Raw genomic sequence first — 15435 nt, forward strand, 5'->3', positions numbered from 1 at the left:
TCCGACGATAGAAGCCCATTAGGCTGGATACGTTCCTAATGATTCGGCGACTTTCGGAGGCCTCATGGTGGACCCGACCGCACGGCTCCTGGCGCTGCTCGCCCTGCTGCAGACGGGTTCGGAGCGATCCGGCAGCGAGCTCGCGCAGCGGCTCGGCGTCTCACCCCGCACCGTGCGCCACGACGTCGAGCGCCTCCGCGAACTCGGATACCCGGTCGACGCCCGTCGCGGCTCCACCGGCGGTTACCGGCTCGGGGCGGGCGGCAAGCTCCCCCCGCTGCTGCTCGACGACGAGGAGGCGGTGGCGGTGACCGTCGGCCTGCGCGCCGCCGCCGGCATCGCGGGCATCGCCGACTCCGGTGCGAGAGCGCTCGCCAAGCTCGAACAGGTCCTCCCCTCGCACCTGCGCCCCACCGTCGACGCACTGCGCACGAGCGTCGACCGCGCGCCGGAGAACAACGACACCGACGCCCCAGACCCGGAGGTCGACGCTGCCGTGCTGCGGGCCGTCGCGGGAGCGATCCGCGACCAGGAGCGGCTGCGCTTCGACTACGACGGCCGCCCAATGCTGGTCGAGCCGTACCGCCTGCTCACCTGGGTGCGACGCTGGTACCTCGTGGCCCGCGACCCGCAGACGAGCGAATGGGGCACGTACCGCGTGGACTGGATGGAGCTGCGGATGCCGACGCGCCGCCGCTTCGACCCGCAGCCGTTGCCCGGGGGCGACTACACGGCGTTCGCCATGCGCACCATCGCCGTGAGCGGCTGGCAGGTGCACGCGCGACTGCGCATCGACGCGCCCGCCGAGGCCGTGCTCGACCGTATCCACGCCGCGGTCGGCGTGGTCGAGCCGGTCGACGAGGAACACTGCATCCTCGTCACCGGCGCCGACAGCCTCGACACGATCGCGGCCTACATCGGGATGCTGATGATGGACTTCACGGTCGAGTCGCCCCCCGAACTGCTGCCCCGACTCCAGCTGCTGTCGGAGCGGTATGCCAGGGCCGTCGCGGGCTCCTGACCCGGGACTCAGGCCCCGCGCAGGCGCTCCGCGAGGTACGCGTGCAGGCCGTCGATCGGCACCCGCTCCTGCGCCATCGTGTCGCGGTCGCGCACCGTGACAGCCCGGTCGTCGAGCGAGTCGAAGTCGACCGTCACGCAGAACGGGGTGCCGATCTCGTCCTGACGACGGTAGCGGCGACCGATCGCGCCGGCGTCGTCGAAGTCCACGGCCCACGAGCCGCGCAGGGTGTCGGCCACCTCGCGCGCGAGCGGCGACAGGTTCTCGTTGCGGCTGAGCGGCAGCACCGCGGCCTTGACGGGAGCCAGACGCGGGTCGAGCTTGAGCACCGTGCGGGTGTCGGTGCCGCCCTTGGCGTTGGGCACCTGCTCCTCCACATACGCGTCGACGAGGAACGCCATCATGGCTCGCGTGAGGCCGAACGACGGCTCGATCACGTATGGCGTGTAGCGCTCGCCCGTCGCCTGGTCGAAGTAGGTCAGGCTCTGGCCGGACGCCTCGCTGTGACTGGAGAGGTCGTAGTCGGTGCGGTTGGCGACGCCCATGAGCTCGCCCCACTCCTTGCCCGCGAAACCGAAGCGGTACTCCACGTCGATCGTGCCGGCGGAGTAGTGCGCGCGGTCCTCCTCGGGCACGTCGAACTGCCGCATGTTCTCCGGGTCGATGCCGAGGTCGATGAACCAGTTCCAGCACGCCTCGACCCAGTGGTCGAACCACTGCGGGGCCTCGGCGGGCGGCGTGAAGAACTCGATCTCCATCTGCTCGAACTCGCGCGTGCGGAAGATGAAGTTGCCGGGGGTGATCTCGTTGCGGAACGCCTTGCCGACCTGGCCGATGCCGAACGGCGGCTTCTTGCGGCTCGCGGTGAGCACGTTGGAGAAGTTGACGAAGATGCCCTGCGCGGTCTCGGGACGCAGGTAGTACAGGCCGGACTCGTCATCGACCACGCCGAGGTACGTCTTCACCAGACCGGAGAACGCCTTGGGCTCGGTGTACTGGCCCTTGGTGCCGCAGTTCGGGCACGGGATGTCGGCGAGACCGTTCTCGGCCTTGCGGCCCTTGCGCGCCTCGAAGTCCTCGATCAGGTTGTCGGCGCGGAAGCGCTTGTGGCACTGCAGGCACTCCACCAGCGGGTCGGTGAAGGTGGCGACGTGACCCGACGCCTCCCACACGCGCTTGGGCAGGATGATGCTGGAGTCGAGGCCGACCATGTCGCCACGGCCGCGCACGAACGTCTGCCACCACTGGCGACGGATGTTCTCCTTGAGCTCGGTGCCGAGGGGTCCGTAGTCCCAGGCCGACCGGGAACCGCCGTAGATCTCACCCGCCTGGAACACGAACCCGCGGTGGCGGGCGAGGGCGATGACCTTGTCAAGACGGGACTGTTCGGCCACGGTGGCTCCAATGGTCGGATGCGGAGAACGCCCGTGAGCACGGGCATCCCCATTCTATCGGTGGTCGCAGCGCGCCCCCTGGCCGCGGTCGCCGCCGGAGAGTACCGTCCCACGCATGAGCACCACCGAGCGACAGCCCGCTTCCCGCGACGAGGACACCCGCTTCTTCGGGCAGCCCTGGCCCCTCGTGCACGTCTTCGGCGTCGAGATGTGGGAGCGCTTCAGCTTCTACGGCATGCAGGGCATCCTGCTCATCTACCTCTACCACTCGGCCACGCAGGGCGGTCTCGGTCTGCCCGAGGCCACGGCCGGCGGGATCCTCGGCGCGTACGGCGGCTCGGTCTACCTCGCGACGATCCTCGGCGCCTGGCTCGCCGACCGGCTGTTCGGCTCGGAGCGCGTGCTGTTCGTGAGCGCGATGGTGATCGTCGCCGGGCACCTCGCGCTCGCCCTGCTGCCGGGCTTCGTGGGCGTCGGGGTCGGACTCGTGCTCGTGGCGCTCGGCTCCGGCGGCCTCAAGGCCAACGCGACCGCCGTCGTCGGCACCCTCTACACCCCGGACGACGTGCGCCGCGACGCCGGGTTCTCGCTGTTCTATCTGGGCATCAACCTCGGCGCCTTCCTCGGGCCGATCCTCACCGGTCTGCTCCAGTCCACGCTCGGGTTCCACTGGGGCTTCGGACTCGCCGCGCTCGGGATGACGCTCGGCCTCGTGCAGTACGCGTTCGGACGGCGCGGGCTCCCGGACACGGCGCGCGAGGTGCCCAACCCGCTGCCCCGCTCGCGCTACCCGCTGGTGGGGATCATCGCGGGCGGCGCCGTGCTCGTCATCGCCGTGTGCGTGCTCACCGGGCTGATCCACGCCGACAACCTCGCACTCATCGTGATCGTCGGCACGATCGTCGCGGCGATCGCCTACTTCGCGGTCATCCTGTCCAGCCACCGCATCGACGCCACCGAGCGCTCGCGCGTCTGGAGCTTCGTCCCGCTGTTCCTCACCAGCGTGGCGTTCTGGTCGCTGTACCAGCAGCAGTTCACCGTGCTGACCGTCTACTCCGACAAGCGCCTGGACCGGAACCTGTTCGGGTGGGAGATGCCGGTGTCGTGGGTGCAGTCCATCAACCCGGTGTTCATCATCATCCTGTCGGGCGTCTTCGCCGCGATCTGGACCAAGCTCGGCACCCGGCAGCCGTCGACGCCGGTGAAGTTCGGGCTCGCCGCCATCATCATGGGCGCGGCGTTCCTGCTGTTCCTGCCGTTCTCCGGGGGCGGCGAGAACTCCACGCCGCTGCTGGCGATCGTCGGCATCCTCTTCGTGTTCACGGTCGCCGAGCTGCTGCTGTCCCCCGTCGGGCTCTCCGCCTCGACCAAGCTCGCCCCCGCGGTGTTCCACACGCAGATGGTGGCGCTGTTCTTCCTGTCGGTGGCGCTGGGCACGGCGATCGCCGGGTGGCTCGTGCAGTTCTACGACCCCGAGAACGAGGTGCCGTTCTTCTCGATCCTCGGCGGGATCGCGATCCTCGTCGGCGTCGGGATGCTGCTGAGCGTGAAGCCGGTGCTGCGCCTCATGCGCGGCGTGCGCTGAGCCGCGCCGTCACCCGGCGAGGGGCTCAGGCGGTGAACAGGTAGCCGCGCCCCGACTCGAAACCGGCGATCCGCAGCCCGCTGCCGAGCAGACCCTCCATCTGCGCGCGCAGCCGCAGCCGCCACTCGTGCGCGGCCGCCGGGTCGGAGACCCGCATCGCCTCGATGTCGTCCGGGATCTCCAGGGTCTCCACGACGTCGCCGTCGGCCGGGGGCTTGGCGATGTCGGCCAGCGCCCACTCGACATCGAGCCGGTCGCTCTCATCGCCCGCGTCACCGCCGCCGAAGATGCCGTAGCGGTTCACGGAGTAGCCGGTGGCGCGGGCCCCGAGCACCGAGAAGAAGAAGTGCGCGTTGCGGGCCACGAGCGGGTCGAACACCCACGTGATGCGGCCGACGTCGCGTGAGAACGCCCACTGCCGCTGGTGCTCCTTCAGCTCGCGACCCCAGCCGCGGCCGCGGTACTCCGGCAGCAGCGCCGTGATGTGCGAGTGCATCGCCCGGCGGGCCGGTTCGCCGAAGAACGCGATGGACGCACCGACCATGCGCTCCTCATCGCCCTCGCCGTCGAAGAACCCGACGACGTAGTTGCCCGACTGCTGCAGGGCGCGGAGGGTGCCGGCATCGACCACGCGCTGCGGACCCCGGATGGAGTCGAGCAGGCCCTGCGCGTCGAGGATGAGTTCAACGGTGTCGAGGTCACGGATGGTACGCACGGCTCCAGTCTGCCCCTCCACGGCGGGTTCGCGGAAACCCGGGCGGGCCTCAGCGGTGCGGGAACGCCTCTCCCCCGCCCGCGGCGAGCGCATCGGCGACGATGCGGAGGTGCTCCGACGCCATCTCGGGCGGCAGCGGGGGCAGGATCTCGTCCCAGAACGCGAGCACCGCGCCGCGCCCCTGCATCATGCCGGCGGGGCGCCCCATCGCCCACATGTGGAAGTGCGCGGAACCATCGTTCCAGCGTCCGAAGTGACAGCGGGCGACCCCGGGGACGCTCTTCACCGCCTGCGACACCCGCTGCAGCAGCGGGCCCAGCGCCGCGAGAACGTCATGCGGGGCGTCCTCGAGCAGCCAGTGCTCGCGCGGGGCGACGCCGCCGATGAACGGCAGGCCGCCGACGTCCCAGCCGGCGCGCACCTGCCAGAGGTCGTCGTGCCAGATCGTGTGCGGGCTCGGACCGCAGTGCCCGCACTCGCGCGGGTCGAGCTCCCCCGCCCTCGGCTCCTCCGGCACCAGCATCGGCTCGAGCGGTCGCATCGTCACCGTCTCGAAGGCCCACGGCAGACCGTCGGCGATCGCCGAGGCGTCGAGCACCTCTCCGATCGGCAGTCGGCGGTGGAACGGGGAATCGGCCGGGTGCTGCGTGGGTGGGGCGTCGTCGCTCATCCGTTCATGCAACCACGGCGCGGTCCACCCGGTCACACGGCGCGCAGGGCGTCGCGGTCGAGCTGCGCGACCGCGGTCAGCCCGGCGAGGCCGAGGGTGATGTCGAGCTCGGCGAGCACGTTCCGCACCACCTCGCGCACCCCCTGCTCGCCCGCGATGCCGAGGCCGTACGCGTAGGGCCGGCCGAGCGCGACCACCGTGGCGCCGAGCGCGAGGGCGATCGCGACATCGGCGCCGCCGCGCACCCCGGAGTCGAACACGATCGGCACCCGCCCGGCCACCTGCTCCGCGATCGTCGGCAGCACGTCGAGGGTGGGCACGGACCGGTCGATCTGGCGTCCGCCGTGGTTGGAGATCCAGATGCCGTCCATGCCCGCGTCCAGCGCGCGCTGCGCATCGTCCGGGTGCACGATGCCCTTGAGGATGATCGGCAGCGTGGTCCACTCGCGCGCCTTCGCGAGGTCGTCCCACGTGAGCGCGGGGGTGGAGAACACGTCGAGGAACGTCTCGACGGCCGCCCGCGGCAACGGCGAGCGCAGGTTGTCGCGCAGGCGTCCGCCCTCGGTGAGGGCCGCGCCCTTCCTGGCGATGCTGAGCGCGGCGGCGACTGCTGTCGGGGTGACCTTCACCGCGGAGGCGTCGCTCTTCGGGGCGGCCGCCCGCTGTCGCACGAGCTCGCGGAACATGGGATCGCTGGTGTACTGCGCGATGCCCAGGCCCCGGGTGAACGGCAGGTAGGCGAGGTCGAGGTCCCGGGTGCGCCACCCCAGCAGGTGCGTGTCGAGCGTGACGACGATCGCCTCGCAGCCGGACGCCGCGGCGCGGGCGAGCAGGGAACGGTTCAGGTCGTCCGACGACGACCAGTACAGCTGGAACAGCCGCGCCCCGGACGGCGCCGCGGCCGCCACGTGCTCCATCGGGAGCGACGCCTGGTTCGACAGCGCGTACGGGACGCCGAGGGAGGCGGCGGCGCGGGCGACCGCACGGTCGGCGTCGGGGTGCGCGAGCTCCATGACCCCGAGCGGCGCGAGGATCAGCGGGCTCGTCCGTCGTGTCCCGAGGAACTCGACGCCGAGGTCGCGTTCGCTGACGTCGCGCAGCGGCCGCGGCCAGACCTGCCACCGATCGAACGCCGCCCGGTTCGCCGTCACCGTGTGCTCCGCTCCCGCACCCCCGGCGATGTACGCGAAGGCCTCGGCGCTCAGCGTCTTCCGCGCCGCCTCCTCCAGCGCGGCCGGAGCGACCGGGACGGCCGGTCGGCTGCCGCTGATCCCGGCGCGATAGATGTCGGACTGGGTACGCCGGGAGATGCCGCGGTGGGCGGCGGGATCGTCCGGAGCGACGCTGCTCGTGACCATGACCACATGCTAGCCACGGCCGAACGGCCCCGCACCGCGCACGGGCCGATAGCCTGGGCCGGTGGGTGCGAGCGACGACAGAGCCAGGAAGCGCCTCTCCCGCACCCCGCCCCGGTGGGCGATCATCGCGGTGCTGGCCTTCGCGGGCCTGTGTTCGTCGTTCATGTTCACGCTCGTCGTGCCGCTGCAGGCCGAGCTGCCGCAGCTGCTGAACGCCTCGCGCGAAGACACCACGTGGGTCGTCACGATCACGCTGCTCGTCGCCGCCGTCGCCACCCCGATCTCGGGCCGCCTCGGCGACATGTACGGCAAGCGCCGCGTGGTCATCGTGCTGCTCGCGATCCTGATCCTCGGCTCCGTGATCGCCGCCGTGTCCGGCTCGATCGTCGGCGTGATCATCGGCCGCGCCCTGCAGGGTGCCGTGACGGGCGTGGTGCCGCTGGGCATCGCGATCATGCGCGACGTGCTCCCGCCCGAGCGCCTGGGCACCGCGGTCGCCCTCATGAGCGCGACCATGGGCGTGGGCGGCGCGATCGGCATGCCCGTGGCTGCCCTGCTCGCCGAGAACGCCGACTGGCACATGCTCTTCTGGCTCGCCGCAGCGCTCGGCGTCGCCGGACTCGCGCTCGTGCTCGCGGTCGTGCCGGAAGACGTGCTCCGCTCCCCCGGTCGGCTCGACGTGCTCGGCGCCGTCGGCCTCGCGATCGGCCTCACCGGGCTGCTGCTCTTCGTGTCGCGCGGCGCCGAGTGGGGCTGGACGTCGCCCGTGACCCTCGCGTGCGTGATCGGCGGCGTCGCCGTGCTGCTGGTGTGGGGCTGGTACCAGCTCAGGACGAGGGATCCGCTGCTCGACCTGCGCGTGGCCGCGCGGCCCGCCGTGCTGTTCACCAACATCGCCGCGATCGGGATGGGCTTCGCCCTGTTCGCGTCGAACGTCACGTTCCCGCAGATGCTGGAGATGCCGGTGGTCGGCGGCGGCTTCGGGCTCGACATGGTCGCGGCCTCGCTCGTGATCATGCCGGCCGGCCTGGTGATGATGGTGATCTCCCCGCTGTCCGGCTGGCTGGAGCGCACCGTCGGACCGCGCCCCCTCTTCACCGTGGGCGCGATCGCGATCGTGCTCGCCTACGTGTTCGTGCTGCTGTGGTCCACGGCCGTGTGGCACGTGTTCGTCGCGAACATCTTCATCGGCATCGGCATCGGGTTCACGTTCGCCGCGATGCCGATGATCATCATGCGCTCGGTGCCGGCGAACGAGACCGGCGCCTCGAACGGGCTCAACGCGCTGTTCCGCTCGGTGGGCACCTCGACCGCCTCGGCCGTGATGGGCGGCGTCCTCGCCGCCATGAGCATCGACGTCGACGGGGTGGCCGTCCCTACGCGCAGCGCGTTCGAGGTGTGCTTCTGGCTCGCGATCGCGGCCGGGGTGCTCGCGGTCGTGCTGTCGCTGTTCATCCCGCGGCGCCGCGCCGCCGAGCAGCATCCGTCGCTGCCCGAGTGACGCCCTCGGCGCGACGCGTCAGTGGGTGTACTCCATGAGCTCGACGCCCAGCCCACGGAACGCGTCGTGCGCGAGCCTCTCCAGTCTGTGCGCTGCGGGCGGGCCGGATCAATGGCGAATGCGACCCGATTGAGACCAGAGGACGTAGGTCACAACCCAGAATCCGGCATCGATTGCGAGCACGGACAGCAACTCGATCGATGCAGCCCAGAGCCCTACCGCAACGAAGAATCCCTGAAGGACGACGATCGGTGCGATGACAAGTGTCGCGAACAGCGCCGGCCTCATTCGTCTCCGTTTCATCGCTGGCAACTGAATCCAGTCGGCCCGACCAGCGGATAGATCCTCATCTGTCGGTTGTACGGGCATACCCCATTGGCGACGATGATTCCCACGATCATTGCGATCACAGCGGCACCGACGCCGCAACCGACACCGGCGGTGGTCGGCGCGAGCAGCGCACAGATCGCTGCGACCAACGCACCAGATGCGCCGGTCACCATTGCCTGTTGCTCGGCATTCGTGAGCTGAATGTACGGCCAGGGGTCAGCACCGCCAACCACCGCCGCCTCATGAGGCCGCGGACCGCACTTCCCGCGGCCAGAGCCGTCGGAAAGACGATGGTCATCCCGGGCGCGAGCTCATAGGTGGAGACGACGCCATTGCGATCGATCTCCACCGACGAGGGTGCGTTCGTTTCTCGGAGTCCGTCGCGCAACTCTGCAAATGCCTCACTCAGTTCGGCGGGGCTTGCGCCAGCCTCTCCCAGAGACACAACCGCGAGGAACGCCTGCCCTTCGTCGCTGTTCAAGACCTCGCTCGGCACTGCAGCGAGATCAAACCGGTGCGCGTCGTGGTCGTAGGCGGCCACGAGTTGATTGATCCGCGATACAAGCGCATTGATCGATGCGTCCCCGCCCACCGCTCCTGCGGGAGGGGCACCTGCGACGCTACCGCTCGTTTTCGGCGTCGCCGCCACGTCTTCTCGCGCGCTGGCGGGCGACACCGTCGCGAGTGCCGTGCAAAGTACGACGGCAGCGCCGAGGAACATCTGCAAACCCCGCCTCATTGGTCGACCTTCCCGCTCGATCCCGGGACCCCGAAATCCGTTGAGCGCATGCTGATCTCCTTGAACTCTTCGGGCGTACCCGCATCGAGTTTGGACGAAGGGTGAGCGCAGTGGACCTGTAGAGTGTTACACGTCATGCGTCACATGTCTGTCTACCTTTCGGAGGACATGAGTGGCTGGTTCGTCGAGAGCTGCCCTGCCGGTCGCCTCAGTGGGTGTACTCCATGAGCTCGACGCCCAGCACGCGGAACGCGTCGTGCGCACGCAGGCGGTGCGTGATCGACAGGTCGTCGAAGCACACGATGAGCGCGTAGCCGACGCCCGCGCGCGGTCCCGCCAGCACGCCCGCCTCGGCGCGGACACCGCGGTCGCGGCCGGTCTTGTTCACGAACAGCAGCCCGTGCGCGTCGTGGTCGTGCGCGAACGGGTCGAGCCCGGTCGCCGAGGCCACCAGACTCAGGTCCTGGTTGAGGCTCAGCCACTCGGCCACCTGCGCGCTCACCGCGGCATCGACCACCTGGGAGTTGACGAGCGCGGAGAACAGCCCGGCGAACTCGCGCGCCGACCCCACCGCCACCTGCGGCGCGTCGTCGGGGCCCCGGCGGTCGCGGAACCGGTCGAGCAGCGCGGTGCGGCGCAGGCCGAGCCCCTCGATGCGCTCGCGCACCCGGTCGTGCCCGACCTTCTCCAACAGGATGTTGACCGCGATGGGGTCGCCCGCGGTCGCGGCCAGCACCGCCAGATCCTCCAAGGGCAGCGCGGGAGCCCGCAGGTGCCGCCACAACCCGGACGACTCGACCGCGTCGACGCTCGCGCGCTCCACGATCTCGAGCGGGTCGAGCGCTCCGGACTCGAACGCCGCCGCGACCTCGATCAGCAGCGGGACGACCCCGAGCCCGCCGACGGGCATCGTGACGTGGTCGTCGCCCGCCAGGACATGCACGTGCGAGTCGAGGTCGACCACGTGCACCGACACCTGAGCGCCCGCATCGACCAGGCCCTCGAGAGCCTTGAGCGTGGCCGTGAACGATCGGCGGCCGAGGGCGGCCCGACGGGGCAGACGACGGCTCGTGCGCTGCTGCGAACGGCGCCCGCTCGATGACGCGGACGCGCCTCCCATCGACTCGGGGACCGGGGAGTTCCGGAACCCGTCGCCAGGCTCGAGTGCGGCCACGCGTGATCCTTCGGGAGGGGGCTGATCGGCATGCCAAGGGAGTCGCTCCCCAGCGGCAGGGCTATCGTAACCCCACCGCCGGGGGACACCTCACAGCCTGAGGAGAATGGTCACCAGATGGTCACCCGCGACGCCTCGGGCAGCCACAGGGCATCGTCCGGCGTCACGTCGAAGGCCTCGTAGAACGCGTCGATGTTGCGCACGATCTGGTTGCAGCGGAACTCGTTGGGCGAGTGCGGGTCGATCGTGAGCAGCCGCAGCGTCTCCGCCTCCCGGCTCTTCTGCTGCCAGACCTGCGCCCACGACAGCAGCAGCCGCTGCACGCCCGTGTAGCCGTCGATGACCGGCGCCTCCTGCCCACCCAGCGACAGCTCGTACGCCTGGAGCGCGATGCCGAGACCGCCGAGGTCGCCGATGTTCTCGCCGATCGTGAGGGCGCCGTTCACGTGATGCTCCGCGTCCAGCCCCTCCGGGACGAGCTCGTCGTACTGGGCGATCAGCGCCTTGGTGCGCTCCTCGAACGCGGCGCGGTCGGCGTCGGTCCACCAGTCCTGCAGACGTCCGTCGCCGTCGTAGCGGCTGCCCTGGTCGTCGAAGCCGTGACCGATCTCGTGTCCGATGACCGCGCCGATGCCGCCGTAGTTCGCCGCCGCGTCGCGACCCGCGTCGAAGAACGGATACTGCAGGATCGCGGCGGGGAAGACGATCTCGTTCATCGACGGGTTGTAGTACGCGTTGACCATCTGCGGCGGCATGTGCCACTCGGTGCGGTCGATGGGCCTGCCGACCTTGTCGATGTTGCGGTCGTGCTCGAAGGTCGCCGCGCGACGCACGTTGCCGAGCAGATCCTCGCGGTCGATCACGAGGCTGGAGTAGTCGCGCCACACCTCGGGGTGGCCGATCTTGGGCGTGAACGCGTCGAGCTTGGCGAGCGCACGCTGCCGGGTCTCCGCCGTCATCCACTCCAGCGTCTCGATGCTCTGCCGGTACGCCTCGATGAGGTTGCCGACGAGCTCGTCCATCGCGGCCTTCGCCGTCGGCGGGTAGTGCCGCTCGACGTACACCTTGCCGATCGCCTCGCCGAGCGCGCCCTCGGTGACCGAGACGCCGCGCTTCCAGCGCTCCCGGATCGTGGGGACGCCGGTGAGCTCGGTGCCGTAGAACGAGAAGTTCTCCAGCACCAGGTCGTCGGTCAGGTAGGGCGCGGCGGCGTGCACGACCTTGGCGCGCAGCCAGGCCTTCCAGTCGTCGAGGCGCTCGGCGGTGAGCAGCGCACCCAGCCCCTCGAAGAAGCTGGGCTGCGACACGACCACCTCGTCGAACGCGGAGGGGTTCGACGGCGTGACGGCCTCGCGCCACGGTGCGAGGTCGACGCCCGCGAGCTCCTGCAGCTCGTCCCAGGTCTTGAGGTTGTAGGTGGCGACCGCGTCGCGGCTGCGCACGTTGTCCCAGTGGTGGCCCGCGAGCTCGGTCTCCAGGGCGATGGAGCGTTCGGCCTGGTCCGCGGCGTCGGCGATGCCCGCCAGGGACAGCAGGCGCTCGAGGTGGGCGCGGTACGCGGCGCGCGTGTCGGCGAACGTGTCGAGGCGGAAGTAGCTCTCGTCCGGCAGCGACAGCCCGGCCTGCACGAGCACCGGGATGTAGCGCTCCGGGTCTCCCGGGTCGCCGTCGACGTAGAGGCCGATCACCGCGGCGCGCCCGTCACGGTCGTACGCCCCCACGGTGCGCAGGAAGCCGGGGATGTCGGCGATCGCGTCGATCTCGGCGAGGGTCTCCGCGAGCGGCGCGACCCCGGCGGCCGCGATGCGGTCGGTGTCCATGAAGCTCGCGAACAGGTCGCCGATCTTGCGGGCGAGCGTGCCCTCCTCGGCGTCCTGCGACTCCTCGATGATCGTGCGGACGTCTTTCTCCGCCTGCTCGGCCAGCAGGTGGAAGGAGCCCCAGCGCGCCTTGTCGCCGGGGATCTCGGTGCGGGAGATCCAGGCGCCGTTCACGTGACGGTACAGGTCGTCCTGCGGGCGGATGTCGGGGCTGAACTCGTCGAGGGCGAGGCCCACGGGAAGCGCGTCGGTCATGCGCTCCAGCCTATGACGGGGGTCCCCCACGGTGTCGAGGGCGGACACGCCCCGACACGGATCAGCGCGGCCGTCGCCCGAACAGCCGGCGACGCGGACGCGCGGGGGCGGCCTCTGCCGACGATGCGATCCCGCGGGCGGAGCGGCGCTCGCGCCACGCGGCGACCTCGGCCTCCACGTCCCGCGGCGCCGTGACCACGGGCGGGCCGCCCTGCAGCTGCCGCCTGGCCTCGATCACGCGGCGGTTGAAGTCCTCGAGCACCGCCCGCACGTCGGACTCTCGTCCGAGGAGGTCGAGCTGTCCGTCGAGCTCGCGGTCCTCCGTGCGCAGCAGCAGCGCGGGCGGCCCGAGCCCGGTGAGGTTCTCGGTCTCGATCTTGCGCCGGATCCACCAGTCAGGGTCGTGGTGGGTGCCGAGCCCCTCGATGGGCTTGCCGGCACCGGGGAGGTCGTCGAAGTCGCCGCGGCGGATCGCCACCTGGATCGCGCTCTCGATGAACGCCGCCCGATCCACGGCCGCCGCCGCACCAGGCGTCGAGGAGACGGTCGTCTCGTCGTCGGCACCGTCGCCCTGCGACCGGCGGCGCGCGAGGTACCGCGCCGCCTCGTCTCGGGGATCGGACATGATGCACCTCCGCCGCATCCTGCTCTCCTCCAGCCTACGTGCGGTCCGGGGGCACGGCACGGGTGTCGGCGCGAGGTCATAGGCTCGGAGGATGGCCGCGCGCACCTCCCTCAACCGAGAGATCCTGCGACTGGCGGTTCCGGCACTCGGTGCGCTGATCGCCGAGCCGGCGTTCCTCATCGTCGACGCCGCGCTCGTCGGCCACCTCGGCACCACGCCGCTCGCGGGGCTCGGCATCGCCGGCGCCGTGCTGCAGACCATCGTGGGCCTGATGGTGTTCCTCGCGTACTCGACCACCCCGGCGGTCGCGCGGCGCTTCGGCGCGGGGCAGCCGGGCGAGGCCGTGTCGGTCGGGATCAACGGCATGTGGCTGGCCCTGGGCCTCGGGGCCGTGCTGGCCGTGATCGGTGCGGTGTCGTCACCGTGGCTCGTGTCGCTGTTCGGCGCGAGCGAGGCCGTGGCCGCCCAGGCCGACGAGTACCTGGTGATCTCGATGTGGGGGCTGCCGGCGATGCTCATCGTCTTCGCGGCGACCGGGCTGCTGCGCGGCATGCAGGACACGATGACCCCGCTCTGGATCGCCGGCCTCGGCTTCGGTGCCAACGCGCTGCTCAACTGGCTCTTCATCTACGGCTTCGGCTGGGGCATCGCCGGATCCGCGGCCGGCACGGTCGCCGCGCAGTGGGGCATGGTCGCCGCGTACGTGCTGGTGGTGCAGCGGCTCGCCTCCCGCCACAGCGCCTCGCTCCGGGCGCAGCGCGACGGCCTGCGCAACACCGCCACCTCGGGCGGATGGCTGTTCCTGCGCACGGTCAGCCTCCGCGTGGCGCTGCTGGCGACTGTGGCGGTCGCGACCGGGGTCGGCACCGACGAGCTCGCCGGGTGGCAGATCGTGTTCACCATCTTCTCCGCGGCCGCCTTCGCCCTCGACGCCCTGGCCATCGCCGCGCAGGCGCTGATCGGCAAGGAGCTGGGCGCCGGAGACGAGCAGCAGGTGCAGCGCGTCCTCGGCCGGACGGTCGCCTGGGGCGCGTGGTTCGGCGTGGCGGTCGGCGCTGTCATCGCCGCACTGTCGGGCGTGCTCGGGATCGTGTTCACGGGCGACCCGCACGTCGCGGCACTCGTGCAGCCGGCGCTGCTGGTGCTCGCGGTCGCCCAGCCGATCGCCGGTGTCGTGTTCGTGCTCGACGGTGTGCTGATGGGCGCGAACGATGCGCGCTACCTCGCGATCGCGGGCGGCCTGAACCTGGTGCCGTTCCTGCCCGCGCTGTGGATCATCGCGGCGACGGGAGTGGACGGCGCGGCGGGCCTGATCTGGCTCGCGGTGGCCTTCTTCGGCGTATACCTGCTCGCGCGGCTCGGCACGCTCGGCTGGCGGGTGCGGTCGGGACGCTGGCTCTCCGCCGCCGCCTGACCGTCGCGGCGCGGCGGGCCGAACACGCGCGCCTCAGTCCGCGGCGTGGCGGCGACACCACTCGTACATGATCACGGCGGCCGCGGCGCTGGCGTTGATGGAGCGGGTCGAGCCGTACTGCGTGATCTCCACGTGCGCGGAGGCCGCGGCGAGCGCCTCGTCCGAGAGCCCCGGACCCTCCTGCCCGAACAGCAGCACGCACGCACGCGGCAGGTCCGCCCGGTCGACGGGGACGGCGCCCTCGACGTTGTCGACCGCGATCACGGGCAGCCCCTCCGCCGCGGCCCAGGCGGCGAACGACGCCACGTCCTCGTGATGCACGACGTGCTGGTAGCGGTCGGTGACCATGGCGCCGCGCTTGTTCCAGCGGCGGCGCCCGATGATGTGCACGGTGTCGGCGAGGAACGCGTTGGCGCTGCGCACGATCGAACCGATGTTCATGTCGTGCTGCCAGTTCTCGATCGCGACGTGGAACGGGTGCCGCCGCGTGTCCAGGTCGGCCACGATCCGCTCCATCCGCCAATAGCGGTAGCGGTCGATCACGTTGCGGGTGTCGCCGTTGGCGAGCAGCTCCGGGTCGTACTGCTCCCCCTCGGGCCAGGCGTCCCGTCCTCCCGGCCACGGGCCGACGCCGTAGCCGGGCTGGGCGAGGGACCCGCCCGCGCCGTCCGGGACCGGGGCCGCGGAGTCGTCCGTCGCCGGGCTCTCGGGCGTGCGTGCATCCATCCCGCCAGGCTATCGCCGCCCCACTGCCGCCTGTCTCGGCGGAGCGATCGTCGTCACCGAGGTGGCCCAGATCCGGATATTTAGGCAAGCCGAAAAATACGCTACGGT

General features: G+C 71.0%; 14 protein-coding genes. 4 read left to right on the forward strand and 10 right to left on the reverse strand.

What is annotated here, in order from left to right; genetic code table 11:
* Positions 1 to 64: 64 nt before the first annotated feature.
* Entirely contained in the window at positions 65 to 1021 is a 957-nt protein-coding gene (locus tag DW297_RS06975) for a helix-turn-helix transcriptional regulator (protein ID WP_136030755.1), read from the forward strand.
* Positions 1022 to 1029: 8 nt separating this feature from the next.
* Here the strand turns inward: DW297_RS06975 and DW297_RS06980 are convergent, their stop codons facing one another.
* Positions 1030 to 2415, reverse strand: coding sequence for a glycine--tRNA ligase (locus DW297_RS06980; RefSeq protein WP_136030756.1), 1386 nt, complete (start codon positions 2413 to 2415; stop codon positions 1030 to 1032).
* Positions 2416 to 2530: 115 nt separating this feature from the next.
* Between DW297_RS06980 and DW297_RS06985 the strand changes: the two genes are divergently transcribed.
* A complete protein-coding gene (locus tag DW297_RS06985; RefSeq protein ID WP_136030758.1) occupies positions 2531 to 4000 on the forward strand; it encodes a peptide MFS transporter in 1470 nt (489 codons plus the stop codon).
* A 25-nt stretch (positions 4001 to 4025) separates the two neighbouring features.
* Here DW297_RS06985 and DW297_RS06990 read toward each other — a convergent pair whose 3' ends face one another.
* Genes DW297_RS06990 through DW297_RS07000 form a run of 3 tightly spaced genes read right to left on the reverse strand, consistent with a single transcriptional unit; the run spans position 4026 to position 6743 of the window.
* Complete coding sequence (locus tag DW297_RS06990) at positions 4026 to 4715, reverse strand: GNAT family N-acetyltransferase (protein WP_136030761.1); 690 nt, start codon at positions 4713 to 4715, stop codon at positions 4026 to 4028.
* 49 nt (positions 4716 to 4764) lie between these two features.
* Positions 4765 to 5385 (reverse strand): hypothetical protein, encoded by a 621-nt coding sequence (locus DW297_RS06995; RefSeq protein ID WP_136030764.1) that lies wholly within the window; start codon positions 5383 to 5385, stop codon positions 4765 to 4767.
* Between the two features lie 32 nt (positions 5386 to 5417).
* Positions 5418 to 6743, reverse strand: coding sequence for an alpha-hydroxy-acid oxidizing protein (locus tag DW297_RS07000; RefSeq protein ID WP_136030766.1), 1326 nt, complete (start codon positions 6741 to 6743; stop codon positions 5418 to 5420).
* 61 nt (positions 6744 to 6804) lie between these two features.
* Here DW297_RS07000 and DW297_RS07005 point away from each other — a divergent pair, with 61 nt between their 5' ends.
* Entirely contained in the window at positions 6805 to 8244 is a 1440-nt protein-coding gene (locus tag DW297_RS07005) for an MFS transporter (protein ID WP_136030769.1), read from the forward strand.
* A 299-nt stretch (positions 8245 to 8543) separates the two neighbouring features.
* Here DW297_RS07005 and DW297_RS07010 read toward each other — a convergent pair whose 3' ends face one another.
* The 5 genes from DW297_RS07010 to DW297_RS07030 form a co-directional block, all read right to left on the reverse strand.
* The gene (locus DW297_RS07010) at positions 8544 to 8747 is read right to left on the reverse strand and encodes a hypothetical protein (RefSeq protein ID WP_136030771.1); all 204 of its coding nucleotides are present in this window, start codon (positions 8745 to 8747) and stop codon (positions 8544 to 8546) included.
* Positions 8741 to 9301, reverse strand: a complete 561-nt coding sequence (locus DW297_RS07015; protein ID WP_136030773.1) for a hypothetical protein — start codon at positions 9299 to 9301, stop codon at positions 8741 to 8743. Before DW297_RS07015 ends, DW297_RS07010 begins: the two co-directional genes overlap by 7 nt.
* A 220-nt stretch (positions 9302 to 9521) precedes the next feature.
* Positions 9522 to 10487 (reverse strand): serine hydrolase, encoded by a 966-nt coding sequence (locus DW297_RS07020; protein ID WP_136030775.1) that lies wholly within the window; start codon positions 10485 to 10487, stop codon positions 9522 to 9524.
* A 110-nt stretch (positions 10488 to 10597) separates the two neighbouring features.
* On the reverse strand, positions 10598 to 12562 hold the full coding sequence (locus DW297_RS07025) for a M13 family metallopeptidase (protein WP_136030777.1): 1965 nt from the start codon (positions 12560 to 12562) through the stop codon (positions 10598 to 10600).
* A 61-nt stretch (positions 12563 to 12623) separates the two neighbouring features.
* Positions 12624 to 13187, reverse strand: coding sequence for a DnaJ family domain-containing protein (locus DW297_RS07030; RefSeq protein WP_206252467.1), 564 nt, complete (start codon positions 13185 to 13187; stop codon positions 12624 to 12626).
* Between the two features lie 91 nt (positions 13188 to 13278).
* Between DW297_RS07030 and DW297_RS07035 the strand changes: the two genes are divergently transcribed.
* Positions 13279 to 14601 carry an MATE family efflux transporter gene (locus tag DW297_RS07035; RefSeq protein WP_136030781.1) on the forward strand — a complete coding sequence of 441 codons (1323 nt, stop codon included), beginning with the start codon at positions 13279 to 13281 and terminating at the stop codon, positions 14599 to 14601.
* A gap of 33 nt (positions 14602 to 14634) precedes the next feature.
* On the opposite strand, the gene DW297_RS07040 is transcribed toward DW297_RS07035, so the two are convergent.
* Entirely contained in the window at positions 14635 to 15327 is a 693-nt protein-coding gene (locus DW297_RS07040) for an RNA methyltransferase (RefSeq protein WP_136030783.1), read from the reverse strand.
* Between the last annotated feature and the right edge of the window lie 108 nt (positions 15328 to 15435).

Source organism: Microbacterium sp. PF5, from assembly GCF_004794315.1.
GTDB classification, from domain to species: Bacteria; Actinomycetota; Actinomycetes; order Actinomycetales; family Microbacteriaceae; genus Microbacterium; species Microbacterium sufflavum.

Coding starts and splice junctions, on each gene's coding strand:
- DW297_RS06975 (WP_136030755.1), top strand. CDS start 65: ATGGTGGACCCGACCGCACGGCTCCTGGCGCTGCTCGCCCTGCTGCAG.
- DW297_RS06985 (WP_136030758.1), top strand. CDS start 2,531: ATGAGCACCACCGAGCGACAGCCCGCTTCCCGCGACGAGGACACCCGC.
- DW297_RS06995 (WP_136030764.1), bottom strand. CDS start 5,385: ATGAGCGACGACGCCCCACCCACGCAGCACCCGGCCGATTCCCCGTTC.
- DW297_RS07000 (WP_136030766.1), bottom strand. CDS start 6,743: ATGGTCACGAGCAGCGTCGCTCCGGACGATCCCGCCGCCCACCGCGGC.
- DW297_RS07010 (WP_136030771.1), bottom strand. CDS start 8,747: ATGGTGACCGGCGCATCTGGTGCGTTGGTCGCAGCGATCTGTGCGCTG.
- DW297_RS07025 (WP_136030777.1), bottom strand. CDS start 12,562: ATGACCGACGCGCTTCCCGTGGGCCTCGCCCTCGACGAGTTCAGCCCC.
- DW297_RS07030 (WP_206252467.1), bottom strand. CDS start 13,187: ATGTCCGATCCCCGAGACGAGGCGGCGCGGTACCTCGCGCGCCGCCGG.
- DW297_RS07035 (WP_136030781.1), top strand. CDS start 13,279: ATGGCCGCGCGCACCTCCCTCAACCGAGAGATCCTGCGACTGGCGGTT.
- DW297_RS07040 (WP_136030783.1), bottom strand. CDS start 15,327: ATGGATGCACGCACGCCCGAGAGCCCGGCGACGGACGACTCCGCGGCC.